This is a genomic window from Aminobacter sp. 01T433, from assembly GCF_056398585.1.
Genome location: NZ_JBFTPR010000006.1, coordinates 249350 through 273402, shown reverse-complemented (window position 1 = coordinate 273402; position 24053 = coordinate 249350). Strand labels below are relative to the sequence as shown.

The 24053-nt window shown below is 62.9% G+C and carries 21 protein-coding genes; 10 read left to right on the top strand and 11 right to left on the bottom strand.

What is annotated here, in order from left to right; all coding sequences use genetic code 11:
* Window positions 1-211 precede the first annotated feature (211 nt).
* The 7 genes from AC1DLV_RS13505 to AC1DLV_RS13475 form a co-directional block, all read right to left on the bottom strand.
* Complete coding sequence (locus AC1DLV_RS13505; protein WP_476800057.1) at window positions 212-1015, bottom strand: amino acid ABC transporter ATP-binding protein; 804 nt, start codon at window positions 1013-1015, stop codon at window positions 212-214.
* Window positions 1012-1935, bottom strand: a complete 924-nt coding sequence (locus AC1DLV_RS13500; protein ID WP_476788851.1) for an amino acid ABC transporter permease — start codon at window positions 1933-1935, stop codon at window positions 1012-1014. The genes AC1DLV_RS13505 and AC1DLV_RS13500 overlap by 4 nt, the downstream gene beginning before the upstream one ends.
* A gap of 68 nt (window positions 1936-2003) precedes the next feature.
* Window positions 2004-2885 carry an ABC transporter substrate-binding protein gene (locus AC1DLV_RS13495; protein ID WP_476800056.1) on the bottom strand — a complete coding sequence of 294 codons (882 nt, stop codon included), beginning with the start codon at window positions 2883-2885 and terminating at the stop codon, window positions 2004-2006.
* 232 nt (window positions 2886-3117) lie between these two features.
* Complete coding sequence (locus AC1DLV_RS13490; protein WP_476800055.1) at window positions 3118-3933, bottom strand: ABC transporter permease; 816 nt, start codon at window positions 3931-3933, stop codon at window positions 3118-3120.
* Complete coding sequence (locus tag AC1DLV_RS13485) at window positions 3930-4817, bottom strand: ABC transporter permease (RefSeq protein WP_476800054.1); 888 nt, start codon at window positions 4815-4817, stop codon at window positions 3930-3932. Before AC1DLV_RS13485 ends, AC1DLV_RS13490 begins: the two co-directional genes overlap by 4 nt.
* Window positions 4814-5890, bottom strand: coding sequence for an ABC transporter ATP-binding protein (locus AC1DLV_RS13480; RefSeq protein ID WP_476800053.1), 1077 nt, complete (start codon window positions 5888-5890; stop codon window positions 4814-4816). The genes AC1DLV_RS13485 and AC1DLV_RS13480 overlap by 4 nt, the downstream gene beginning before the upstream one ends.
* Window positions 5891-5976: 86 nt before the next feature.
* Complete coding sequence (locus AC1DLV_RS13475; RefSeq protein ID WP_476800052.1) at window positions 5977-7011, bottom strand: extracellular solute-binding protein; 1035 nt, start codon at window positions 7009-7011, stop codon at window positions 5977-5979.
* Window positions 7012-7182: 171 nt separating this feature from the next.
* On the opposite strand from AC1DLV_RS13475, the gene AC1DLV_RS13470 reads away from it, so the two are divergent.
* Complete coding sequence (locus tag AC1DLV_RS13470) at window positions 7183-7944, top strand: FadR/GntR family transcriptional regulator (RefSeq protein ID WP_476800051.1); 762 nt, start codon at window positions 7183-7185, stop codon at window positions 7942-7944.
* The gene (locus AC1DLV_RS13465) at window positions 7941-9638 is read left to right on the top strand and encodes an AMP-binding protein (protein WP_476800050.1); all 1698 of its coding nucleotides are present in this window, start codon (window positions 7941-7943) and stop codon (window positions 9636-9638) included. The genes AC1DLV_RS13470 and AC1DLV_RS13465 overlap by 4 nt, the downstream gene beginning before the upstream one ends.
* Before the next feature lie 13 nt (window positions 9639-9651).
* Here the strand turns inward: AC1DLV_RS13465 and AC1DLV_RS13460 are convergent, their stop codons facing one another.
* Genes AC1DLV_RS13460 through AC1DLV_RS13450 form a run of 3 tightly spaced genes read right to left on the bottom strand, consistent with a single transcriptional unit; the run spans window position 9652 to window position 12257 of the window.
* On the bottom strand, window positions 9652-10461 hold the full coding sequence (locus tag AC1DLV_RS13460; protein WP_476800049.1) for an enoyl-CoA hydratase/isomerase family protein: 810 nt from the start codon (window positions 10459-10461) through the stop codon (window positions 9652-9654).
* A 15-nt stretch (window positions 10462-10476) separates the two neighbouring features.
* Complete coding sequence (locus AC1DLV_RS13455) at window positions 10477-11469, bottom strand: MDR family oxidoreductase (protein WP_476800048.1); 993 nt, start codon at window positions 11467-11469, stop codon at window positions 10477-10479.
* Between the two features lie 38 nt (window positions 11470-11507).
* Window positions 11508-12257, bottom strand: coding sequence for a FadR/GntR family transcriptional regulator (locus AC1DLV_RS13450; protein WP_476800047.1), 750 nt, complete (start codon window positions 12255-12257; stop codon window positions 11508-11510).
* Between the two features lie 143 nt (window positions 12258-12400).
* Here AC1DLV_RS13450 and AC1DLV_RS13445 point away from each other — a divergent pair, with 143 nt between their 5' ends.
* From AC1DLV_RS13445 to AC1DLV_RS13410, 8 genes are all read left to right on the top strand, one after another.
* Window positions 12401-13804, top strand: coding sequence for an FAD-binding oxidoreductase (locus AC1DLV_RS13445; RefSeq protein ID WP_476800046.1), 1404 nt, complete (start codon window positions 12401-12403; stop codon window positions 13802-13804).
* A gap of 9 nt (window positions 13805-13813) precedes the next feature.
* Entirely contained in the window at window positions 13814-17299 is a 3486-nt protein-coding gene (locus AC1DLV_RS13440; RefSeq protein WP_476800045.1) for an indolepyruvate ferredoxin oxidoreductase family protein, read from the top strand.
* Between the two features lie 97 nt (window positions 17300-17396).
* Window positions 17397-17642: a WGR domain-containing protein gene (locus AC1DLV_RS13435; RefSeq protein ID WP_476800044.1), complete on the top strand. Its 246-nt coding sequence runs from the start codon at window positions 17397-17399 to the stop codon at window positions 17640-17642.
* Window positions 17643-18021: 379 nt separating this feature from the next.
* A complete protein-coding gene (gene repA / locus AC1DLV_RS13430) occupies window positions 18022-19212 on the top strand; it encodes a plasmid partitioning protein RepA (protein ID WP_476800043.1) in 1191 nt (396 codons plus the stop codon).
* An 11-nt stretch (window positions 19213-19223) separates the two neighbouring features.
* Entirely contained in the window at window positions 19224-20273 is a 1050-nt protein-coding gene (gene repB / locus AC1DLV_RS13425; RefSeq protein ID WP_476800042.1) for a plasmid partitioning protein RepB, read from the top strand.
* 258 nt (window positions 20274-20531) lie between these two features.
* Window positions 20532-21740 (top strand): plasmid replication protein RepC, encoded by a 1209-nt coding sequence (repC, locus tag AC1DLV_RS13420; protein ID WP_476800041.1) that lies wholly within the window; start codon window positions 20532-20534, stop codon window positions 21738-21740.
* A gap of 105 nt (window positions 21741-21845) precedes the next feature.
* Entirely contained in the window at window positions 21846-22217 is a 372-nt protein-coding gene (locus AC1DLV_RS13415; protein ID WP_476786060.1) for an antitoxin Xre/MbcA/ParS toxin-binding domain-containing protein, read from the top strand.
* Complete coding sequence (locus AC1DLV_RS13410) at window positions 22210-22728, top strand: RES family NAD+ phosphorylase (RefSeq protein WP_476800040.1); 519 nt, start codon at window positions 22210-22212, stop codon at window positions 22726-22728. Before AC1DLV_RS13415 ends, AC1DLV_RS13410 begins: the two co-directional genes overlap by 8 nt.
* 46 nt (window positions 22729-22774) lie before the next feature.
* On the opposite strand, the gene AC1DLV_RS13405 is transcribed toward AC1DLV_RS13410, so the two are convergent.
* The gene (locus tag AC1DLV_RS13405) at window positions 22775-23962 is read right to left on the bottom strand and encodes a site-specific integrase (RefSeq protein WP_476800039.1); all 1188 of its coding nucleotides are present in this window, start codon (window positions 23960-23962) and stop codon (window positions 22775-22777) included.
* Window positions 23963-24053 lie beyond the last annotated feature (91 nt).

The window sequence follows — 24053 nt, the reverse complement described above, 5'->3', positions numbered from 1 at the left end:
GACCCCGCCCGGGCACGGCCAGAACGGAACTGACATGCGAGAGCAAGTTTGCTCTCTTGTCTATCCATTACTGTATACACATTGGCCCGTCAATCTACGTCGAGCAGGCAAACCGCAAAGCGACGGCAAGCTTTTGATGCATGCGAGCCTACGAAAAGGGCCCGGCATATGCCGGGCCCTTTTCCGTTTTTCCAGTAGTTGACGCTACCGCTCACAGCACGTGAGACAAAAACTCACGTGTGCGCGGCGATTGCGGGTTGGCGATCATTTCCCTGGGTTCGCCGCGCTCTTCGACGACGCCGCGATCCATGAAGATCAGCTGGTCGCCGACTTCGCGGGCAAAGCCGATCTCGTGCGTGACGACGACCATCGTCATGCCGCTTTCGGCCAGATCGCGCATGACCACCAGCACTTCGCCGACGAGTTCGGGATCGAGTGCCGAGGTCGGTTCGTCGAACAACAGCACTTTCGGGTTCATCGCCAGCGCGCGGGCGATCGCCACGCGCTGCTGTTGTCCGCCGGAGAGCTGGCGGGGATAGGCGTCGGCCTTGGCCGAAAGCCCAACACGTTCGAGCAGTGCGTGGGCCTTGTCCTTGGCTTCGGCCTTGGACAGGCCCTTCACCATGATCGGCGCCTCGATCAGGTTTTCGAGCGCCGTCATGTGCGAGAACAGGTTGAACGACTGGAACACCATGCCGATGTCGGCGCGGCGCTGGCACAGGAGCTTGTTGTTGACCTCGTAGAGCTTGCCGTGGCGCAAATCGTAGCCGACGAATTCGCCGTCGACCAGAAGCACGCCGCCGCTGACCTCTTCGAGATGGTTGATGCAGCGCAGGAAGGTGCTCTTGCCTGAGCCCGACGGGCCGATCACGCAGGCGACCGAGCCGGTTGGAACGTTGAGGTCGATGCCTTTCAGCACTTCGACAGCGCCGAAGGATTTGCGCACGCCGCGCGCGAACACCATGGAGTTTTCGGGAACGCCGAAGCGGGCCTGGTTTTCTGCTTTCGATGTCATGCTGGCTGTGCCACCCGTCCGAACCTGAAGGCGCGTTTCAGCATGCCACCCATCGACACGCCCTGCTGCTGGTCGCTCTTGCCGTAATATTGCTCGATATAGTGCTGGCCGATCGACAGGATGGTGACGACGAAGAGGTACCAGAACGCAACCACGATCAGCAGCGGAATGGTCTCGAAGGTCCGAGCATAGATGCTCTGCGCGGCATAGAGCAGGTCGTTGACGGCGATGATGGTCACCAGCGACGTGGTTTTCAAAAGATTGATCGTTTCGTTGCCGGTTGGCGGCACGATGAAACGCATCGCCTGCGGCAGCGTGATGCGGCGCAGGATCAGGCGGTGGTTCATGCCGAGGCTGCCGGCGGCTTCGGTCTGGCCTGATGCCACCGAGTTGATGCCGGCGCGCACGATCTCAGCCATGTAGCCGGCTTCATGCAGCGAAAGAGCAATGACGGCCGCGACGAAGGGCGTCATGACGTCGTTGGTCTTGACCGAAAACAGCGTGCCGACAAACGGCAGCGTCAGCGAAAACTCGCGCACGATCAGCGACAGGTTGAACCAGAAGATCAGCTGGATCAGTGCGGGTGCGCCACGGAAGAACCAGATATAGGCGCTGGCAAAGGCGTTGAGGATGCGGCTCGGCGACAGCCGCATGATGGCGACGATGGTGCCGATGATGACGGCGAGCACCATGATGGTGACCGTTAAAAGCAGCGTCTGGCCGAGACCGCGCATGATCGAGGGATGAAACAGATATTTGCCGACGGTTGGCCAGTCGAAGGCCGGGTTGGTGGCGAGCGCCTTCAGCACCAGGCCCAGGATGACCAGCGTGACAGCCGTGCCGACCCACAGGCCATAATGGCGAAGCGGAACGACGACCAGTGCCTCCGGTGGCGGTGTTTGCGTTTCGGCCCGGTTCATTCAGCCGCCCTCTTGAAAAAAGTTGGGTGGCCGGCGAGAGGCGCAAGGCCCCTCGCCGGCCAGATCAATTATTTGCGGATCTTGTCGGCCGCATCGACGACGTAGGCTTCTTCGATCATCGCACTCGTCATGCCATACTTGGCCATGATCGTCTTGTAGGTGCCGTTCCTGATCATCTCGTTGAGCGCGGCACTCAGCATTTCGGCCGTTTCCTTGTCGCCCTTGGGGATGGCGATGCCAAGCGGTGCGACGTCATAGAGGCCGGGAACGACGACCAGCTGGCCCTTGCTCGTGACTTCGAAATAGCCCGAGGCGGTGGCGTCGTCGAGGCGCGCGTCGAGACGGTCGGAAAGCACGGCCTGGATGATGTCCTTGCCCTCAGGGAAAATGCTCTTGACGAGTTCCGGCTTGCCCTTGGCCTTGCATTCCTCGTTCAGGCGGTCGGCGATGAAGTCCGAGACCGCGCCGCCAATGACACCGACGCGCTTGCCGCAGAGATTGTTCTCGCCCTGGAACGACGGTGCCTTGTCGGGCGTGGTCGAAGCAACGATGCCCGACTTGATGAACATGACAAAGTCGACCTGTTTCAAACGGTCGTCGGTCGCAGCGAATGTTTCCCAGGCGACCTTGAAGCGGCCTGCTGCCAGACCAGGCACCATCGAAGGAAAGGGAATGCGGGTGACCTCAAGCTCGGCGCCGAGCAGCTTGGCCGCTTCCTGGGCGAGCTCGATGTTGATCCCGACCTGCTTGCCGTCTTCGGCAATGAACTCGAACGGCGCGTATTCGAGCGTATTGGCCATGATCAGCTTGCCGGTCTCCTTGACCTCCGGTGACTTCGGCAGTTCGGCGGCAGTGAGCGTGCCGGCGCCAGCGATCAGGGCCGTGACGGCGATTGCGGCAAATTTTGCGCCGCGCAGAAGCGAAAGATGATGCACTTTAACCCTCCTCATTATGCTGGGACGACCGGTGGCTGCTGCCCCTGGCTTCTTCCTCGTGGCGACCTGTTCCCCTCGAACGGCGCGGAGCGCTCTTCTTGTTTGGCGGGCGTCACGTCAGAACCAATTCTGATATTGAAATGTATTTTTACGGCCGATGAATTGTCAAGCGAGCGCCCCTGCCCGAACAGATAAATCGCGCCGAACATGGCAGTTTTCAGCATGCAGCGGCCATGGCGCAACCATTTTAGAAGCGCAACGATCTGAGCCCGACCGTTCGATCGATGATCAGGATCGCGGCGAAGGTCATGAAGATGCTGAGCGAGGCAATTGCGGCTGCCGTCGGATCGAAATTGAAGCGCAGATAATCGAACAGTTCCAGCGGCAGCGTGTTCTTGCCGATCGACTTGAGCAGCAGCGAGATGTTGAAGATGTCGAAGGAGATGACGAAGGCAAACAGGCAGCCGGTGATGATGCCCGGCTTGATCGCCGGCAGCGTCACACGGCGAAACGTCATCCAGCCGCCGGCACCCAGGCTGCGCGCTGCTTCTTCCTGCGAGCGGTCGAAATTGAACAGCGCTGAAGAAACATTGAGGAAGACATAAGGGAAGGTGACGACGATATGGCCGATCTGGATGCCGATGGAATACTCGGTGCCGACCCGGATTTCGTAGAAATAAAACAGCAGCGCAATCGCGGTCAGGATCTCCGGCACCAGCAGCGGCGCGGTCATGATCAGGCGGATATAGTCGCGTGCGACGGTTGCATGGCGTGCGACGTAGATCGCAGCCAGTGTGCCGATCACGCCGTTGACGATTGTCGACACCGCAGCGATCTGGATCGAATAGAGCGTGGCCTCGAGGAAACGCTTGTTTGAAAACAGCGCCTCGAACCAGCGCAGCGAAAAGCCCTCGAGCGGAAAAGCCAGGAACTCGCCCGAATTGAACGACAGCAAGACCACCAGCACGATCGGGAACATCAAGAAGATGTAGATCGCCGCGACAAGGGTCGTGAACAGCCGGTCCCAGATCGTCTTTTCGACGCCGCTCGATACGCGTGTCATGGCAGCCTCCGCATCGCGCGCGCCGTAAGCCTGAGATAGAGCCCGACGAAGAGGACCGCCACCGCCGCCATGATGATGGCGAGTGCGGCACCTGCCGGCCAGCGGAAATTGTCGACGAGATATTGCACCACCAGCACCGACATGGTGCGCCCGCCAGTGCCGCCGAGCATGGCGGGCGTGACATAGGCGCTGATCGAAAGCACAAACACCAAAATGGTGCCGGCCTGGATGCCGGGCATGCTGAGCGGCAAGGTGACTTTCAAGAAGGTGCGCATGCGCGAGGCGCCAAGCGAGCGCGACGCCATGGCGAGATCAGGGCTTATCGCCTGCAGATTGCCGAGCAGTGGCAGGATGATAAAGGGCAAGAACACATGCGTCAGCGCGATCGTCACGCCGAGTGAATTGTTCATCAGCTGGAGCGGGAAGCTGATCAGGCCGACGGCCTTGAGCGCCTGGTTGGCGACGCCGTTGTTGGACAGGATGATCATCCAGGCAAAGGTGCGCACCACCAGCCCGACAAGCAGCGGCGACAGCACGAAGATGTAGAGCAGGCTCGTCCAGCGCGAGCGCGACATAGCGAGGTGATAGGCGACGGGGTAGCCGAGAAGCAGCGATAGCACGGTGACGGTTGCGCCGATCAGCAAGGTGCGGCCGAGAATGCCCCAGATGTAGAAGTCGCCAAGTGCTGTCGTGTAGTGCGCCAGCGTGAAGCCTTCGCCATAGACGGCGCGGGTCGAAGCCTCGCGCAGGCTCATGGTGATGATGGTCAGGTATGGCAGGGCAAAAAAGCCGATCAGCAGCACAAGTGCCGGCACGATCATCCAGGTAGCGCTGCCGCGACTGCCGCGGCTTTCAAGGCGCGGCGCTGCTTCGACCACACTCATGACGCCAAAAGCCATGTGTCGCGCGGGGCAAAGCCCAAGGCGACCTGTTCGCCGACTTCGAGTGGATTGCGGCCATTGACGTCGACGATGACGCGGTCGCCGCTGGCGAGTTTGACGGCGAGCTGGTTGGCGCTGCCCTGGTAGACCGAGTTGACCACAGCGCCGGCAAGCACGTTTTCGTCCTTGCCCGCCTCCCCTGCCCCTTGCTTGCGGGTACGAATGTTCTCCGGCCGGATCATGACCTGTACGGAAGCTCCCTTGGCGAGGCCCGCCGGGCCGGTCGCGCCGATGCTGCCGCTGGCGGTCTCGACCTTGTAGCTGTCGCCGCCCAATGCTTCGGCGACCTTGCCGCCGATCGTGTTGGAGCGGCCGATGAAGCCGGCTACCGATTGCGAGGCCGGGCGTTCATAGATTTCGCGCGGCGAGCCGAATTGCGAGATCGTGCCAGCGTTCATCACCACGATCTTGTCCGACATGACCATCGCCTCGGCCTGGTCGTGGGTGACATAGATGCTGGTGATGCCGACGCGCTGCTGCAGGTCGCGGATGAAGAAGCGCATCTCGTCGCGCAAGGTGGCGTCGAGATTGGCAAGCGGCTCGTCGAGCAGGAGCACGGACGGCTCGATGACCAGCGCACGCGCCAGCGCCACGCGCTGTTGCTGGCCGCCGGAGAGCTCGCGCGGATAGCGCTTGTCGTAGCCTTCAAGGCGCACCATGGCCAGCACGTCGGCTATGCGGCGCTGCCGATCAGGCACCGAGACCTTGCGCACTTCGAGGCCAAAACTCAGGTTTTCAGCCACCGTCATATGCGGAAACAGCGCGTAGGACTGGAACACCATGCCGATGTCGCGCTGCTCGGGCAAAGCGTGTGTGACGTCGCGCTCGCCAAACAGGATGCGCCCGCTATCGGGCCGCTCGAAGCCGGCGATGCAGCGCAAGGTCGTTGTCTTGCCGCAGCCGCTTGGCCCCAAAAGTGAGACGAACTCGCCCTGGCCGATCGGGATCGAAATGTCCTTAAGGATGTGCAGATTGCCATACCGCTTGTTGATACGGTCGATGGTGAGTGCGGTCATCCGTTGTCCTCGCGCATTTTCCCTGCCGGGAGGCGGGGGCGCCTCCTGGTCACGCGTTTGCGGGCTGGTTGCTAAGGCCGGTGGCCTCAGGCCATTTCCCGGTTCCAGCGGTCGGCGATTTCGGCCGCCTTGTCGACGTAGCTGTCCCAGTCGTAGCTCTTGATCTCAGCCATGCGCGGCCCGACGATCGGCGTGCGCGCCGACATTGCCGCATCGGCGACGGATGAGCTGTTGCTGGGCGAGGTGTAGAAGGCCTTGGCCATGTCCTGCTGCACCTTGGCGTCGAGGATGTAGTTCAAATAGGCGTGCGCGGCATCCTTTTCGGCGCCGGTGCCAACCAGGTTGAACGACTGCTCGAAAGCGAGCACGCCTTCCTTGGGTGCTATGATCGCAACCGGTGCGCCCTTGTCCTGCAGCGTCATGATCTCGGTCCAGTCGACCGGAGCGATGATCGCATCGCCGCGGATCAGTGCTGTTGCCACCTCACCGCTCCACGATGCCTGCGTGAAGGGCAGCAACTCCTTGATCTTGGCAAAAGCGGTATCGAAATCGTCTGGACCGCTGCCGAACAGCTCGGCGACAAGGCGCAGGAACAGAACCGCGCCGGTGTTGCCGATCTGGTAGAGACCGGTCTTGCCCTTGAATTCCGGGTTCTCCCACAGATCGTGCCAGGACGTGGGCGCGGTCTTCACCAGGTCGGTGCGGTAGGCGAGGCCGATCGGCGAAACGATGGCTCGGATGCCCTTGGCGTCCTTGTTGATGAACTGCGGGAAGGTCTCTTGGGCGTTGGGCACCTTGGCGAGGTCGAAGGGCTCGAAGAAGCCTTCCGCGCGCAGCACGGCGGCAATGTTCTCGTTGCCCATGAAGATGCTGTAGGGCGAACGATCGCCGCCGGCGCGGATCTTGGCGACAAAGTCCTTGCCAAGCCCGACGTCGAGCTGCGGCTGGATGCCGGTGGCAGTGGTAAGGCCCGGCAGGAGGTTCTCTTCCCAGAACTTCGCCCACAGCCCGCCATAGGTCGGGACGACCAGCGACGATTGCGCCGATGCAAGTCGTGGCAGGGTCATTGAGGCAAAGATAGCCGTCGTACCGACGGCGAATGCACGCCTAGTCAGCTTCATCGGAAATTATCTCCCATGTTCCCACTGAAGTTCTTATTGTGGCTTGCGTCGCGGGTCGAAAGCGCAGCCCTGTTGGATCGAAGGCTTGCATTTTCTGACCAGACGGTCAACAATTTAGATATTGTAATATTGAAATAATAAGAAGCGGCCAACGAGGGAGAGAATACGCGCATGGAGGACGCCAAGCAGGCAGTCCAGGCGACCAAGAGCCTGGCACATCAGATCGCGACGGCGCTCCAGCAAGAGATCGTGCAAGGCACGCTCAGTGTCGAGGCGCGGCTGCCGTCGGAAGCCGAGATCGCGCAGCGTTTCGGCGTCTCGCAGCCAACTGTGCGCGAGGCGCTCAAGATTCTCGCGGCAAAGAAGCTGGTGCGTTCCAAGCGCGGCCCCAATGGCGGCGTCTTCGTTAATGCGCCCTCGCTCACGGCAGCCAGCCAGATGCTGCAGGAGATGACGACCTGGTTCGTCGGCCTCGGCGTCTTTGGCCTGAACGAAATTGTCGAAGCCAGGCTTTTGCTTGGTCGCACCTGCGTGCAGCTTGCCGCCGAACGCGCCACCAGCCAGGACCTTGAATCGATCGAGGCAACGCTGGATGCTTTCGAGCGCGACGACATTTCCGACGAGGAGTTTTGCCGGCTCGATGTCGCCTTCCACCACGCCATTGCCCAGGCAACCGGCAATAACGAGCTGCGCTTCATCATGCTGGTGGTCAACGACTCGCTGATCCCGGCAACCAACATGATCTCGTTTCGCTTCCGCGAACGCGGCCGTGTGGTGTCGCTGCACGCCGATATCCTGGAAGCCTTGCGCGCCCGCAACGCGGCCGCCGCGACCGCCGCTTTCGAAGAACTCATCGCCTATCAGTCGAGCGTCTATGAAAAGGCGCTGTCGGCACGGCAGGTCGATGCAGCCGAGAGGCAGGAAGCCCGATGAGTTTTCTGGTGGCCCCAGGCCAGGAGCTGATTGAAGAGCAGCTCCCGGACGGGCGCCGCCTTTATCGCAGTTCGACCCCCCTGCCCGGCGATCTGCCGGACATTTTTGCGCGGCTCGCCATATGGGCGGCCGAGCAGCCCGACAGAATCCTGCTGAGCGAGCCCGGTGAGGGCGTCAGGCGCTCGATCCGTTACGGCGATGCACTTGTCCGCGCCCGCGCCATGCGAAAAGTGCTTGCCAGCCTCCACGGGCTTCGCAAGGGCGATTGCGTGGCAACGCTGGCGCCTGCGGGCATCGATGCGCTGGTGCTGAAGCTGGCCTGCCTCTCTGGCGGTTTCGTTCATGCGGCCCTGCCCCCCTTCCCTTTCCGCGACGGTGTCGAATGCCCCGCGACGAAGCCGTTTCTTGTCGCCGTCAAACCCAAGCTGATTGTCGCGCCAGTGGGCCACCCGGCCATCGAAGGCATGAATGCGGTTTCGCTTGCCGATCTTGCGCGCGAAAACGCGGGCGAAGCGGCGCTCGATGCCGACGAACAAACCTCGCCCGACGACTGGGCGGCGATCTTCTTCACCTCGGGCAGCACCGGCGCACCCAAGGGCGTGCCGATCACGCGCGGCATGATCTCGTCCAACCAGGGCGCTATCGCTGCGATGTGGCCGTTCGTTGCTGAAACCCCTCCCGTTCTGGTCGACTGGCTGCCGTGGCATCATGTTTTCGGCGGCCTCGACAACGTCTTCAAGGTGATCTGGAGCGGCGGCGCGATGCATGTCGATTCAGCCCCCAGCCCGTCTACAATCGCTGCGAGCGTACGCATCATGGAGGAGGTTTCTCCGACCATGCATATCGCCGTGCCGCTCGGTCTGAAGTTGCTGCTCGACCGGTTGGAGAATGACGAAGCCGCCGCGCGCGCCTTCACCCGAAAGCTGCGGGCGATCTTTTTTGCCGGCGCAGGCATCGATGCTGAGCTATGGCGCCGGCTCGCCCATTTCCGCGACAGGCATGGCGATTTCCAGATCCTGTCAGGCTATGGCGCGACGGAGGCCGCCTCGACCATCACGCTGTCGCCGGCGCCGCTGGAGCGGCCTGGCGAGCTTGGCCATCCCCTGCCCGGACACCAGCTTGCGCTGGTCGACATTGACGGCCGCAGCGAATTGCGTGTTTCAGGCCCTAACATAGCACCTTGCTACCTCATCGAGGGCGGCAGGGTCGAACTGCCCAAGGATGAGTTTGGCTTTTATCGTACCGGCGACGCCGCGGTTATTCGCGCGCGCTCGGACGGCATTCCGGTTTTCGGCTTCGATGGCCGTCTTGCCGAAGACTTCAAGCTGTCGAGCGGGGTCAAGGTGCGCACCGGCCCGCTACGCGCAGGCCTGTTGGCGCAATGCGCGCCGCTTGCCGACGACATCGTGATTTCAGGCGAGAACCGCGACCGGCTGGTGGCGCTGGTTTTTGCCTCGGCGGCGGGCAAGGATCGCGTTGATGAACTTAGCGCGCGCATTGCCGGCTGGAACGCGGCCAATCCCGGCGGCTCGACAATGATTGCTCGCTTTGATCTGGCGACAACACCGGCAGACCGCAGCAAGGGCGAACTGTCGGACAAGGGGCAGATCGTGCAATCACGCTATCTGCGCAACAACGCCGAACTGTTCGAGGCGTTGCAGGCAGGTGGAGGTCAGGCGCCCAAGAGCGCCTGACGCATGGTCTATCTCAGTCCAAATCGCGGAACGGCTTTTCGCGGATGTCTAGGAACTCCTTCAGTGAATGCTCCTTGAGCAGCCGCATCCAGTGGCGTCCCTCTTCCGAACCATGCAGGATCGCGGTGGTTTCGCGATTGTAGGTCCACGAGCTTTCCAGGCCTGCGGTCTGCTGCTGGTGGTTGAGCGCTGCCTTGGCGAACTTGATCGAAGCGCCGGGCATGCGGGCACATTTGCGCGCCAGCTTTTCTGACTCGGCCTTCAACTGGTCGCGCGGCACCGCCTTGTTGACGAGATGGATGCGTGCGGCCTCGCGCCCGTCGATCAGGTCGCCGGTGTACATCAGGTGGCGCGCATGGATCATCGGCACCGTCCAGGGCAGCATCAGCGTCGGCGGTGCTGAGACGTGGCGCACTTCCGGCTCGCCCAGCATCGCGTCTTCGGCGGCGATCGTCATGTCGCAGCACATCATCAGCTCCAGCCCACCGGCCAGCGCATAGCCATTGACGGCGGCGATGATCGGGATCGGCGCTTCGCGAATGAACTTCATGCGGCGCATGTTTGCGCCGATGTCCTCGCGCCAGGCCTCCGTGTCCATCTCGAAATCTTCGCCGCCGAGATCAAAGCCCGCGGTGAACGCCCGGCCAGCACCGGTGATGATCACCGCGCGGATTTCAGGATCCTTGATCGCACGGTCGATCGCCGCCTCAAGCGCGTCGCCGAGCTCCTGGTTCATGGCGTTCATCTTGTCGGGACGGTTGAGCGTCAAGGTGACGAACGCGTCCTCGGCGTCCTTTTCCCAGATTACGACTTCGCTGGTCATGGTCTGTCCCCTCCCCTACGCGATTTCGATGACGACGCGGCCGCGCACGGCACCCGCCAGGATGCGGTTGGCGAGCTCGGGTAGTTCGGCCATCTTGTGAACTTCGGTCATCGCCGAAAGCTTGGTCCGGTCGAGATGATCGGCCAGCGTCTGCCAGGCCTTCTGGCGCTTGGGCAGCGGCGCGTAAACGGAGTCGACGCCGATCAGCGTCACGCTGCGCAGGATGTGCGGCATGACGGTGCCTGGCAGATTGTGACCGCCGGCAAGCCCGCAAGCGGCGACCGCGCCGCCATAGATGGTCTGGGCCAGTGCATTGGCAAGCGTCGTCGAGCCGACTGAGTCCACCGCACCGCTCCAGCGTTCCTTTTGCAGCGGCTTGACCTCGCCGGCGAGCTCTGCGCGGTCGAGGAAGGAGGTGGCGCCCAGCGAACGCAGATAGTCATGCGTCTCGGCGCGGCCGGTCGAGGCAACGACGGTGTAGCCCTTGGAAGAAAGCAGGCTGACAGCGGTGGAGCCGACGCCGCCGGCAGCACCAGTCACCAGCACCTCGCCCTTGCCGGGCTGGATAGTGCCCCAGGCCTCAAGCGCGTCGACGCAAAGGGCGGCCGTGTAGCCGGCCGTGCCGATCGCCATCGCCTGTTCCATGGAAAACGCGTCGGGCAGGCGGATCAGCCATTCCGGCTTTAGCCGCTGGAAACGCGTATAACCGCCCCATTCGGTCTCCGACATGCCCCAGCCATTGGCAACGACGCGGTCACCGACCTTCCATGCCGGCGAGCGCGACTCGACCACGGTACCGGCGATGTCGATGCCGGCGACCATCGGCAGGCGGCGCGCGATGCGGCCCTTGCCCGATACGGCGAGGCCGTCTTTATAGTTGAGGCTCGAATAAGCGACCTCGACCAGCACGTCATGGTCGGGCAGGTCGGCCTTGGTGATCTCGCGGAAGCCGGCGCGCGGCTTGCCGTCGACATCTTCCAGCATCAAAGCTGTGAAAGTCTCGCTCATGATAGTCTCCAGGAAATCATAGGGGTAAATCTCGTGCGTCAGCCTGATATGGCTTCGCGTTCGGCGCGCCGCGCCAGGCTGATCGCATAGCTTTGGCGAACATAGGTCAGGAGCTCGGAAAGCACAGAGGTTGCGGCTGTGGCATCGCGCGCTTCCAGTGCCGACACGAGCCGTTCGTGGAAGTCGGCCACGGTGCTGCGCTCGCGCACATGCGACACGATCATGTTGGTGATCGGCATGAAGGCCTCGACCACCGTGTACATCATCAGGCTGAGCGGACCATTGCCGGCTGCCTTGACCACGGCGCGGTGGAAACGAACGTCGGAGGCGCAAAAATCCTCGTCGCTGAGCGATTTGGATCGCTGCAGCGCGATCTCGGTGCGCATCGCTGCCAGATCGGCGTCGCTGCGGCGTTCGCAGGCGAGCCGGGAGCAGATCGCCTCTGTCTCCAGCCTTGCGCTGATGATCTCGTCGATGTCGAATGCGCCGACGCCGACCAGAAGCGTTGCAGCCCCTGTTATCGCCGACGACAGGCCTTCCGGATCTGGGCGGCTGACAAAGGTGCCGCCGGTCGGCCCGCGTTGCGAGCGGATGAGGTTCTGGGCTGCGAGCCGCTTCAGCGCCTCGCGCACGGTTGGCCTTGAGATGCCAAAACTCTTCGCCAGGTCCTCTTCGGTCGGCAGGCGTTCGTCGATCTGGAGCCGGCCGTCGAGAATGGCCGCGCGGATCTTGTCGGCGACCTGCCGGGCAACGCCTGTGCGCACCACGTCTTGATATTCGATCGGCATTCGACCTCCGTCGGCGCGACCTGCAAGGCCGTCGCCCGTCTCGACATGCGAATAAACAATATAGGTTTGACAAATATTGCAAGCGAAATAAGCTGATCCGAGACAGCGCCCGGAAATGGCTTCCTCCGGGCCATCCAGGCATCATGGCGCGACCGACCGATCAGGTTCTTTCTACCCTTCAAACGCGGCTCGACAAGGCAGCGATCCTTGTGGGCGACGCCATCGACCCGCGCTACAGCGACGACCTTTCCGGCGAGCCGGGCGCCCGCCCCGAACTTGTGCTGCGCCCGCGCGACACGTCCGAAGTCGCCGAGATCCTCAACGCCTGCAACGCTGCGCGGCTGCCTCTGGTGGTCCAGGGCGGCCGCACCGGACTTTCCGGCGGGGCGAGGGTGCTGGCGGGCGAGGCGGTGCTTTCGCTCGAACGCATGACCGCCCTGCAAGACGTCGAGCCGACCGCCGGCACCATCATATCCGAGGCCGGCGTCCCCTTGCAGGTCGTGCAGGAAAAAGCCGATGCGGCCGGGTTGGTCTTTGGCGTCGACATCGGCGCGCGCGGAACCGCCACCATCGGCGGCAACATCGCCACCAATGCGGGTGGCATCCGCGTGCTGCGCTACGGCAATTTCCGAGCCCAGGTGCTGGGGCTGGAAGCGGTGCTTGCCGACGGTACGGTGCTGTCGTCGCTCAAGGGGCTCGCCAAGGACAATTCCGGCTACGATCTGAGCCAGCTTTTCATCGGCAGCGAAGGCACGCTCGGCGTGGTCACTCGCGCCTGTCTCAAGCTGCATCACAAGCCGGTCACCCAGTCTGCCGCCTTCTGTTCGCTGCCTTCGCTCGATGCGGCCTTTGGTTTGCTCAAATTCCTGCGTGGCCGCCTTGGCAATCTGCTTTCCGGTTTCGAAGTCATCCTGGCGCCCTTGATGAGCGACATGGTCTCTGCCCTCGCGCTGACTGCCCCGGTTGCACTTTCATCCCCCGTCTATGTGCTGACCGACATCCAGGGCATGGCGCCGGGCGCGGACGAAGAAGCCTTTACCGAGGCGCTGGCGCAGGCGATCGAGGACGGGCTGGTCGAAGATGTCGTGCTGTCGCAGTCGGAGCGCGAGTTCCAGGCGCTGTGGACCCTGCGCGACGACTGCAACCGTTTCCTGTTCGCCGAGGGCGCGATGCTCAGTCTCGACGTCAGCCTGCCGCTGCCGCGCATGGGTGAATTCCTCGATCTGGCCAAGGCAGGCCAGACGCGCGCCGACCCGGCAGCGCGGGACTATGTCTTCGGCCATCTCGGCGACGGCAACCTGCATTATGTCGTGCGCACCGACAGACCCAATGAGGTCGCCAAGGCGGTGTTCGACAGTGTCGCTCAAACGGGTGGCTCGATCTCGGCCGAACATGGCATCGGCCTCGACAAGAAGGCCTATCTGCACCTGACGCGCGACCCGGCCGAGCTCGCCGCGATGCGTCGTCTCAAGGCAGCGCTCGACCCCCGCAACATCCTCAATCCGGGCCGCATCTTCGACATGCCGCCTGCCCCGCTCAACGTCTGAGAAGCCACCATGACTATAGTGAAGTCCCCCGATGATGGCGCCCAAAAGGTCGACATGCCCTCGGCCCTTGATGAGCGCTACACCCTTGAGCGCGGCCGTATCCTGGTGTCGGGCACCCAGGCGCTGGTGCGCCTGCCGATGGTCCAGCGCCAGCGCGATCTGGCTGAAGGGCTCAATACGGCGGGTTATGTCTCGGGCTATCGCGGCTCACCCTTAGCCGGCTTCGACCGCGAGATGGGCAGCGCCAAGAAATACCTCAAGGCCAGCCACATCGTTTTCCAGCCCGGCCTCAATGAGGACATGGCGGCGACCGCCGTGTGGGGCACGCAGCAGACCGGCATGTTTCCTGGCGCCCGTTACGACGGCGTCTTTTCCATGTGGTACGGCAAGGGCCCCGGCGTCGACCGCACCATGGACGTCATCCGTCACGCCAATGCTGTCGGCACCAGCAAGCATGGCGGCGTGCTGCTGCTCGTCGGCGACGACCATGGCGCTGTGTCCTCGACCTTGCCGCACCAGAGCGAGCACAATCTGATTTCGGCCATGGTGCCGCTGCTGTCGCCGGCGGGCGTCGGTGAATATATCGACTACGGCCTGCTTGGCTGGGCGATGAGCCGCTATTCCGGCGCCTGGGTCGGCTTCAAGTGCCAGACCGAGATCGTCGAATGCTCGGCGACAGTCGACCTCGATCCGACGCGCCTTGAGATCGTCACGCCCGACCTGCCCCTGCCGGCTGATGGCCTATCGATGCGCTGGCCCGACGGGCAGCAGGCGATGGAGCGCAGGCTTGAGACCAAGCTCGCTGCAGTCCTGGCCTTTGCCCGTGCCAATCGCCTCGACCGTCAGGTCTGGCCCTCCCCCAAGGCCAGGCTCGGCATTGTCTCCACCGGCAAATCCTGGCTCGACCTCAAAGGAGCGCTGTCGCTGCTCGGCATCGATGAAGCACGCGCTGCCGAACTCGGCATCCGCCTCTACAAAGTCGGCATGGTCTGGCCGCTGGAACCGGAAGGCTTGCGTGTATTCGCTGACGGGCTGGAACAGATCCTCGTTGTCGAGGAAAAGCGCCCGGTCATCGAAGAGCAGATCAAGTCGCAGCTGTTCAACCTGCCTGGCGACCGCCGGCCGCAAGTGTTCGGTAAGTCCGGTCCGGATGGATCCTCTCTCCTGCCCTCGATCGGCGAAATCGGCGCGCTATCGGTGGCTCGGGCCATCCTGCAATGGCTGGGCACGAAAGATGCTGGCCTTGCCGCGCGCGCTGTACAGCTGTCAACTGTCGGGCTCCCCTCCCCTGTTGAGCCCGGCCTGCTCAACCGCGAGCCCTATTTCTGCTCGGGCTGCCCGCACTCCACCTCGACGGTCGTGCCCAAGGGCAGCCGCGCCTCGACCGGCATCGGCTGCCACATGATGGTGATCGGCATGGAGCGCGACACCTCGACCTTCACCCAGATGGGCGGCGAAGGCGGCTCGTGGATCGGCCTGTCGCCCTTCACTGACGAGAAGCACATATTCGTTAATATGGGCGACGGCACCTATTTCCATTCCGGCCTGCTCGCCATTCGCGCCGGCATCGCCGCCAAGGTCAACGCCACCTACAAGATCCTCTACAATGACGCCGTCGCGATGACCGGCGGTCAGCGCCATGATGGCGAATTGTCGGTGGCCTCGATCGTCGGCCAGGTCCTGGCTGAAGGCGCCAAGCAGGTGGTGGTCGTTTCCGAACGGCCGCAGTTGCTGGCTGGCCAACTGCCGCGCTCGGTTAAAGTGCGTCATCGCGACGAGCTCGATCAGGTCCAGCGCGAGTTGCGCGAGGTCGAGGGCGTCACCGTGCTGGTCTACGATCAGGTCTGCGCCGCCGAAAAGCGCCGCCGCCGCAAGCGCGGCACCTACCCGGTTTCGCCCAAACGCGCCTTCATCAACGAACTGGTCTGCGAAGGCTGCGGCGACTGCTCGGCGGTGTCGAACTGCATTTCCATCGAGCCGCGCGAGACCGAGTTCGGCCGCAAACGCGCCATCAACCAGTCGAGCTGCAACACCGACCTTTCCTGCACCAAGGGTTTTTGCCCGAGCTTCGTCACCATCGAAGGCGGACGCCTGCGCAAGCCGCGCGCCAAGGCCGCCGGTGGTGTCGATGCCAGCCTTGCCGAGCCCAACCGCCCTGCTTTGGGCAACGAGCCCTATAGCGTGCTGCTGACCGGCATCGGCGGCACGGGCGTCATCACGGTCAGCGCGATCCTCTCACAAGCCGCCCATCTCGACGGGCTCTCGCTGGTGACACTCGACCAGACCGGCCTTGCGCAGAAGAATGGCGCGGTGGTCTCGCATATCCGCCTTGCCCGGCAGCCCGAAATGCTGAACGCGGCGCGCATCGGGCCCGGAGAAGCCGATCTGGTGCTCGGCTTCGACCTTGTGGTCGCAGCATCCCAGAACGCCATCGCCACTTTCGGCAAGGGCCGGACCAAGGCCGTGGTCGACGACCACTTCGCCCCGACTGCCTCCTTCGTCAAAGACACCACCATCGACTTCCGCGAAGGTGCCACGTTGCGGCGACTGCGCAATGCGGGTGGCGAGGAAGCGCTCACCACTTTGCCCGCCATGAAGCTCGCGGCAGCGCTCTTCGGCGACGCCATTGCCGCCAACATGTTCCTGCTCGGCCATGCCTGGCAAAAGGGGTTTGTGCCGATCAGCAGCGAGGCGATCGAAAGGGCCATCGACCTCAACGGTGCTGGTATCTCCATGAACCGTGCCGCCTTTGCCTGGGGCCGGCGCTCGGCCGAGGATCTGGACTTCGTCAGCCGGCAGGCGGGCGTCCTTGCCGAACCCGCCGCCCAGGTAAAGTCTCTCGACGAGATCGTTGCGCGCCGCGTTGATTTCCTCACCAGCTATCAGAACGCCGCCTATGCCGAGCGCTACCGTGCGCTGGTTGACAAGGCGCGGCGTGCCGAGACGGCGATGGCTGTGCCAGGGCAGGAAGCATTCGCCCATGCGGTCGCCAAGGCCGCCTTCAAGCTGATGGCCTACAAGGATGAATATGAGGTCGCGAGGCTGCATCGCGATCCGGTGTTCCGGCAAAAGCTCGCCGAGCAGTTTGAAGGCGACTTCAAGCTGCAATACAATCTGGCACCGCCTATGCTGACCCGCACCGATCCGCGCACCGGCCATCCTGCCAAGATCGCCATTGGCCGCTGGATCGAGCCAGCCTTCGCAGTGCTCGCCCGTCTCAAGGGCCTGCGCGGCACGCGCTTCGATCCGTTCGGTCGCACCGCCGAGCGTAAGATGGAGCGGCGCCTGATCGCCGACTATGCAGCACTTGTCGAAGACCTGATCACGCGGCTTTCGCCGAACAATCTGAGTGCAGCGACCGAACTCGCAGCCCTGCCGGACGAGGTCCGTGGCTACGGCCACGTGAAGCTTGCGTCTGTCGAGCGTTTTGAAAAGCGCAAGGCCGAGTTGCTCGCGGCCTTTGCGCAAGCCGCGGAAATAGGGCAGGCGGCCTGAGCCGCCCTCGCCAGCATCAATAGGCTGAATCGATCACGGCTGATCGATTCAGCATTTTCATTGGACGGTGGATTCGTCGCGCGCGATTCTGCCTGATATGGACCAGCCGACCTCCCCATTGCATCTTGAACGCCGCGACCCGAGCCGGAACATGGCGCGGTTCTATTGCCTGTCGGTTGAGCAGTCGCTGTTTGGCGATGCGGCCTTGGTGCGCGAATGGGGTCGCATAGGAACCTCGGGGCGCCGTCGCCTCGATCTCTTCGCCGATATTGTCCAGGCGCAGACGGCTTTGTGCCGCCTGGCGGCTTCCAAGATCAAGCGCGGCTACCGCGACGCGCGTTGACAGCTGTCAACGACCTGACGACAGGGCCGAAACGATCGCCGTCTTCGGCCGTTTCGTTTCCGTCACAATGGTTAATTTGCGTTAACTATAAATAAGTTGACTCGACTCGGCCTCTCCAGCACCCTTGTTACGGTAAATCGTCGTAATTCGATGTGTCCGGCGTAACCGCTTCAGCAAACCGTTATCCACGCTCCGCCACGTTAAAATGTGGGAAGGCGTAACCCGGATTCGGATTCTGCAGCGAATCGGCGCATAAATCTTAACGAAGCCTGACAGTGGGTCGCGAGCGGCCGGTGCTGGATGGCGAGAGGGGACTAAAGACTTGGTAGGGGCAGTTCAAGCACGGGCGGAAAACGCGAGCGAAGAGGCCGAGGTCGTGGTGACCGATCGTGCTATTGCGCGCGACGCCGAGATGTTGTCGGCGCAATTGCAAGCGATGCGCGACCGGCTGTTTTCGCCGACCTCTAAGAAGGTCTTGCGCAAATTTTCGAGTGGCGAGGCGGCACGTCTGATCGGCGTCACCGACGGTTATCTGCGCCAGCTCTCTATCGCTGGCGAAGGCCCGCAGCCGGAGACCGGGGCAGGGGGGCGTCGCTACTACGCGCTTGACGACATCAACGGGCTACGCCGGCATCTTGCCGAACAGAATCCAACCAAGGCACGCCACTACCTGCCGCGGCGCGACGCCGCGCGCGGCGAGCATATGCAGGTGATCGCCGTCACCAACTTCAAGGGCGGCTCGGGCAAGACCACCACCAGCACGCATCTCGCCCAGCATCTGGCGCTCGCCGGCTACCGTGTGCTTGCCATCGACCTTGATCCGCAGGCGTCGATGTCGGCGCTGCTTGGCTACCAGCCCGAGCTCGACCTCGACGGCAACGACACGCTATATGGCGCGATCCGCTACGACGAGGAGCGTCGTCCGCTCTCCGAGATCATCCGCCGTACCTATTTCGACGGGCTCGACTTCGTGCCGGGAAATCTCGAGCTGCAAGAGTTCGAGCACACCACGCCGCAAATGCTGGCGGCGCGCCAGGCCGGTGACAGCAAGGCGATGTTTTTTGCCCGGGTGCAGGAGGCGCTGCAAACTGTTGCCGACGACTACGACGTCGTTGTCATGGACTGCCCGCCGCAGCTCGGCTTCCTGACGCTCTCGGCACTCTGTGCTGCGACCTCCGTGCTGGTGACCATTCATCCGCAGATGCTCGACGTCGCCTCGATGAGCCAGTTCCTGTTCATGACCGCCGATCTGCTGTCGGTAGTGCGCGAGGCGGGCGGCGAGCTGAATTTCGATTTCATGCGCTACCTGATCACCCGCTACGAGCCCAATGACGGGCCACAGACGCAGATCGTCGGCTTCCTGCGCTCGCTGTTTGGCGATCGCGTCCTAACGGCACCCTTGGTCAAGTCGACGGCCTTTTCCGACGCGGGCCTGACCAAGCAGACGCTCTACGAAGTGGCGCGCGAGAACTTCAGCCGCGTCACCTACGACCGCGCGATGGAATCGTTGACAGCTGTCAACGGCGAGATCGAAGCCTTGATGCTCAAAGCCTGGAACCGGGCAGGCTGAGGGAGGCGCAAATGGCACAGAACCGCAAGGATCAGCTCAAGGCACTTTTCGGCACGGCGGACCCGGCACCAATGCCTGTTGGCCCAGTCGAGAAGGCACTGGAAACAAAATCGGCTGAAACAGAAACCGTACGGCCGCGTAGCGCTTCGGGTGCTGTGAAGGCGATGGGGCTTTCGCTCGGTGGTCTCTCCAGGGAGATCGAAGAGGCGCGCCAGATCAAGGCAAGTCTCGACACGGCCGAGCGCGTCACCCAGATCGATACGGCGCTGATCGAGGCGTCTTTTGTTGCTGACCGGCTCGACCATGGCGCCCAGGACGATGACTTCGAAACGCTGGTCGCCAGCATCGAGGCTTCCGGCCAGCAAGTGCCGGTGTTGTTGAGGCCGCACCCTGACAAGCCCGGCCGCTATCAGACCGCCTATGGCCATCGTCGTGTGCGGGCGGCAAACAGGCTCGGCATTCCCGCGCTGGCGATCGTGCGGGTGCTCTCCGACGTCGAGCTGGTTTTGGCCCAGGGCAAGGAAAACTCCGAGCGTCGCGACCTGTCCTTCATCGAGCGCGCGTTGTTTGCCCATGAACTGATTGGACGTGGCTTCGAGCGCGGGCTCGTCCAGGATGCGCTGTCGCTGCACAAGGCCGAGATGACGCGCTTCCTGCAGGTCGCCGATGCCGTACCCGAACGTATCGTGCGCGCCATAGGTGCCGCGCCCAAGGTCGGTCGGCCGCGCTGGATGGCGCTCGCCGAACTGCTCAAGAGCGAGGCGTCGCGCGTCAAGGCTGAAGATGAGGTATCAAGTTCCCGCTTCCTTGCGGCTTCGAGCGACGAGCGCTTCAACCTCTTGTTCACGCGGCTGCAGCGCAAGGTCAAGGCTGATGGCGCACGCGAAATCCGCAATGGCGAGGGCAGGGCGGTGGCCCATCTGAGCGTCGCCAAGGGCAGGGCCCGCGTCGATTTCGTGGAAAAGATTTCCGACGGTTTTGAGGATTTTCTGGGCGCGGAGCTGCCCAAGCTGTTGGAAAGGTTCAAACAGGAGCGCGGCCAATCGGCCGGGCAAAATTAAATTTATCCACGCCCCCGCGAATCGGGCGCATGCCTCAAGGCTGCACCCCGCGGAAGTGGAGCGTAGGGCGTCAGTGCCAAATGTGTAGAGGACTGGAAATAGAAGGATAACCGGCAAGAAAAAGGCCCCCGAAACGTCGCCATTCCGGAAGCCCTCATCAATGTAGCAATTGTGAGAGAATCATTTCCGGGCTGACTTGTCAACCACTGGACGCGTTCTGGAACGCCTTTGGCTTGCCTCGAAGTGAGGTAAACGAGGATGATCGAGCATATTTCGACGACGCCCTTTGGGCGGCGGTCGCTGTCGCTTGCCATGGTGGCAGGGCAGATGTCGGCCGACAATTGCGCCCCTGGCGCCAGCGCCAACAAATGGCAGGTGTTTCGCGCCGTCTGTGAAGCCAAGGGGCTTTTGGGGGCGAGCGATCGCGCGCTGGCCGTACTCAACGCGCTGCTGACCTTTCATCCGGACACGGATCTGGTGGAAGGGGAGGGGTTGGTGGTGTTTCCGTCCAACACGCAGCTGGCACTCAGGGCGCATGGCATGGCGCCGGCAACGCTCAGGCGCCATCTGTCGGTGCTTGTCGACTGCGGCTTTGTGGTGCGCCGCGACAGCCCCAATGGCAAGCGTTACGCCCGCAAAGGCTTTGATGGCGCTATCGAGCAGGCTTTTGGTTTCGACCTTTCACCGCTTCTGGCCCGTGCCGAAGAGTTCGAGCATATGGCCGAGGCTGTCAGGGCCGAGCGCCGGGCATTGCTGCTCGTACGTGAGCGCATCACCATCCTGCGCCGCGACATCGCCAAGATGATCGCCTTTGGCCTGGAGGAGGGCATCAAGGCCGATTGGCAGCGCCTGCATCTGGAATATCGCGAGATCGCGGCAGTCATTCCACGCACGGCGACCAGGCTTGAGCTCGAACCAATTGCCGCTGAGCTCGCTCTGCTTGCCCAGGAGGTGCGCAAGACACTGGAAAGTCACGTTAAAACTGAAGAAACAAGCGGCAATGAGTCTCATTTCGAGCGCCACATACAGAATTCAAATACACAACCTTATGAATTTGAACCCGGCCCCGAAAAGGACCAGGGGGCGACCGTTGCAGTGAAACTGGAGACCAAGAGCCAGCCACCAACGGGATATCCGCTTGGCATGGTGCTGCGTGCCTGCCCGGATATTGCCGATTACGCACGAAACGGCATTTCCGGCTGGGCCGATCTGGTGGAAACGGCGAATTTGGTGCGCGGCGCCCTTGGCGTCAGTCCGGATGCGTGGAACCAGGCCTGCGAGGCGATGGGGGCGGTGGACGCCGCAATCATGGTGGCGGCGATGCTGCAGCGGGGTGAGGCGATTGCAAGCCCGGGCGGCTACCTGCGCAGCCTCACAGCCAAGGCCAATGCTGGGGAATTCTCCATCGGCCCGGTGCTGATGGCGCTGCTGCGGGGCAGGGGAGGGGCCCAGGCCAAGGCAGGGTGAATGGACAGCCGCCGATTGCCTGAAGGCAAATCGCTTGAGCTTGAATTGAGCGTCAAATGAGCACATATTGATCGCATGGATATCAAACCACGACAGGAGCGGGTCATGACGGCTCAGAGTTTGGGAATGTCGGCGGCCCATTTCGGTGACGCACGGTCGCCCTTTTTGTCGGCGCGGCGCGTGTCGGAACTGCTGGGCGTGACCCAGTCCGAGCTTGCCCGGCTTGTCGGTGTTGCCCGTAACACGCTGACGGCGCGATCGGGTGCGCGCAAGGTCGATCAGGCGCTAAGCCCGGTCGTGCGCATTCTGGCGATGGCTGCCGAGATGGCGGGCGACGAAAACCGCGCGGTGATCTGGTTCAAGCATCAGCCGATCCCAGGTTGGGCGGGGAAGACGGCCTACGATCTGGTCGGCGAGGGCAAGGCCGACAAGGTTCTGGCCTATCTGGAGGCGGTGCGCTCCGGCGTTTATGCCTGAAGCTTTACCGCCGCAGACCCGTACGTTGTGGCGTGCCTTTGTGCCACGCTGGGCACACATGCCGTTGTCGGGTGAGGGTGCTGCACGCTTTGGCGGACGCTGGAATCCGGTCGGTGCGCCAGCACTTTACGCCGCTTGCGAGCTTTCCACCGCCTGGGCCGAATATAATCAGGGTTTTGTCCAGCATCCGGCACTGATTGCCCAGCTTGAACTGTCGGATGCGAGGCTGGCCGATCTGACTGATGCTGCGGTGCTGGAGGGGCTTGGGGTCGATCCGTCCATTCACAGATGCGAGTGGCGCGCCGACCTCGACGAGGGCCGGACGCCTGAATCCCATCTGCTGCGGCAAAGGCTGCTGACCGAGGGCTTTGACGGCGTCATCTACCCCTCCTTCATGTCGCCGGGCGGCAGCTGCGTTGCCTTGTGGCACTGGAACGGCGCGGGCAAGCCTTCGCTGAAGGTCATCGACCCCGATCAACGCTTGCCGAAAACGCCTGCGTCTTGGCTGTGAGGCATTTTCCCACTGCGCTGCCTGCGGATGAAGCGTCCGCTTCCGGTCAAACGATCAACCGTGCGGCTCTTCCGAGCTTGCGTTCGGCATCGTTGTAATAGGCCGAGGCCTGGTTGACCGAGCGGTGCTGCGACTGCTGCATGGTGTCGAGCAGCGGAATGCCGCGCCGGCCGGCTTCGGTGAGATAGCCCGAGCGCAGGCCGTGCGCCGAGAATTCCTGCGGGTCGAGCCCGGCTTCGGCAATGCGGCGCTTGAGGATCAGATTGACCGCCTGCGGGGTCAGCGCGCGGCGCTGGAGATGGCCCCAGCGGTCGATGGCGCGGAACACCGGCCCCTCGCTGAGCTGGGCCTGGGCGATCCAGTCCTTGAGCAGCGTTACCGGGCGGCCGATCAGCAGCACCTCGCTGCGGCTGTCTCCGTCGGTGGTTTTGGTCCGGCCGAGTTTTATCGCAAGGCATGGCGTTTTTTCGCCGTCGGGGTCATGCGGATCGGCCGGCACCGGCTCCTGTTGCACCAGCTGATCGAGGCGCAGAGCAGCAATCTCGCTGCGCCGGCGACCACCCGAAGCGAAGGCGGCGATCAGCAGCGCCCTGTCGCGGCCATCGACAAGGCTGTCGCTGCTACAGGTTTTCAGCACGGCGGCTAAAATGTCTGACGTGACCGCTTTTTGACTCTTGCGCTGAGACGGCCGATCGGTGGCGCGTATGGCGAGTTTGAGCGCACTCTTGAGGCCAGGCGCGTTGAAATTTCCGACCTGGCCGCGCCATTTGGTCAGCGTCGACCAGCTCGACAGCTTGCGTCGCACCGTAGCTGGCGCATGCGGTCTTTCCTTCACCCTAAGCAGGCCTTGGGCGACGAGGGCTGCCGCCACGTCGCTGGGCATGCCGTGGGCGGCATCGCTCAGGCGGTGGACAGGATCCCAAAGGTGATGGGCGACGAACTTCAGCAATAGCGCTTCCGGTGCTGGCCACGGCAACTCCATGCCTGTTGCCGCAAGTGCCCAGGCCTCGAGGTAAAACAGATCGGACGTGAGCGCCCGCAGCGAGTTTGGGCCAAGGCCCTGGCTGGCGAGGTGGCGCAAGGTTGCGACGTCGTGGTCGCTGAGGACGCCGGCGAGCTGGGTGCGGCGGTCGAACGGCAAGACGGCATCGAGTGCGTCCAGCGCTTCGGCTCGGCGGGCAACGCCTTCGGCAAAGTCACGCTGGGCGTTGGAAGTTGCGGGCAGTTTGGCCATGACGTGCCTTTTGAGCGGATTTCCTGGGCCGCGCGCGGCCATGTCTGGCACGAGTTTGAGCGATTTCGACTCTGAAATCCATCATTATCGA

Bases quoted from the DNA above. Each gene is read 5' to 3' on its own strand.
- AC1DLV_RS13505 (WP_476800057.1), bottom strand. From the start codon at position 1,015: ATGACATCGAAAGCAGAAAACCAGGCCCGCTTCGGCGTTCCCGAAAAC.
- AC1DLV_RS13500 (WP_476788851.1), bottom strand. From the start codon at position 1,935: ATGAACCGGGCCGAAACGCAAACACCGCCACCGGAGGCACTGGTCGTC.
- AC1DLV_RS13495 (WP_476800056.1), bottom strand. From the start codon at position 2,885: ATGAGGAGGGTTAAAGTGCATCATCTTTCGCTTCTGCGCGGCGCAAAA.
- AC1DLV_RS13490 (WP_476800055.1), bottom strand. From the start codon at position 3,933: ATGACACGCGTATCGAGCGGCGTCGAAAAGACGATCTGGGACCGGCTG.
- AC1DLV_RS13485 (WP_476800054.1), bottom strand. From the start codon at position 4,817: ATGAGTGTGGTCGAAGCAGCGCCGCGCCTTGAAAGCCGCGGCAGTCGC.
- AC1DLV_RS13480 (WP_476800053.1), bottom strand. From the start codon at position 5,890: ATGACCGCACTCACCATCGACCGTATCAACAAGCGGTATGGCAATCTG.
- AC1DLV_RS13475 (WP_476800052.1), bottom strand. From the start codon at position 7,011: ATGAAGCTGACTAGGCGTGCATTCGCCGTCGGTACGACGGCTATCTTT.
- AC1DLV_RS13470 (WP_476800051.1), top strand. From the start codon at position 7,183: ATGGAGGACGCCAAGCAGGCAGTCCAGGCGACCAAGAGCCTGGCACAT.
- AC1DLV_RS13465 (WP_476800050.1), top strand. From the start codon at position 7,941: ATGAGTTTTCTGGTGGCCCCAGGCCAGGAGCTGATTGAAGAGCAGCTC.
- AC1DLV_RS13460 (WP_476800049.1), bottom strand. From the start codon at position 10,461: ATGACCAGCGAAGTCGTAATCTGGGAAAAGGACGCCGAGGACGCGTTC.
- AC1DLV_RS13455 (WP_476800048.1), bottom strand. From the start codon at position 11,469: ATGAGCGAGACTTTCACAGCTTTGATGCTGGAAGATGTCGACGGCAAG.
- AC1DLV_RS13450 (WP_476800047.1), bottom strand. From the start codon at position 12,257: ATGCCGATCGAATATCAAGACGTGGTGCGCACAGGCGTTGCCCGGCAG.
- AC1DLV_RS13445 (WP_476800046.1), top strand. From the start codon at position 12,401: ATGGCGCGACCGACCGATCAGGTTCTTTCTACCCTTCAAACGCGGCTC.
- AC1DLV_RS13440 (WP_476800045.1), top strand. From the start codon at position 13,814: ATGACTATAGTGAAGTCCCCCGATGATGGCGCCCAAAAGGTCGACATG.
- AC1DLV_RS13435 (WP_476800044.1), top strand. From the start codon at position 17,397: ATGGACCAGCCGACCTCCCCATTGCATCTTGAACGCCGCGACCCGAGC.
- repB (WP_476800042.1), top strand. From the start codon at position 19,224: ATGGCACAGAACCGCAAGGATCAGCTCAAGGCACTTTTCGGCACGGCG.
- repC (WP_476800041.1), top strand. From the start codon at position 20,532: ATGATCGAGCATATTTCGACGACGCCCTTTGGGCGGCGGTCGCTGTCG.
- AC1DLV_RS13415 (WP_476786060.1), top strand. From the start codon at position 21,846: ATGACGGCTCAGAGTTTGGGAATGTCGGCGGCCCATTTCGGTGACGCA.
- AC1DLV_RS13410 (WP_476800040.1), top strand. From the start codon at position 22,210: ATGCCTGAAGCTTTACCGCCGCAGACCCGTACGTTGTGGCGTGCCTTT.
- AC1DLV_RS13405 (WP_476800039.1), bottom strand. From the start codon at position 23,962: ATGGCCAAACTGCCCGCAACTTCCAACGCCCAGCGTGACTTTGCCGAA.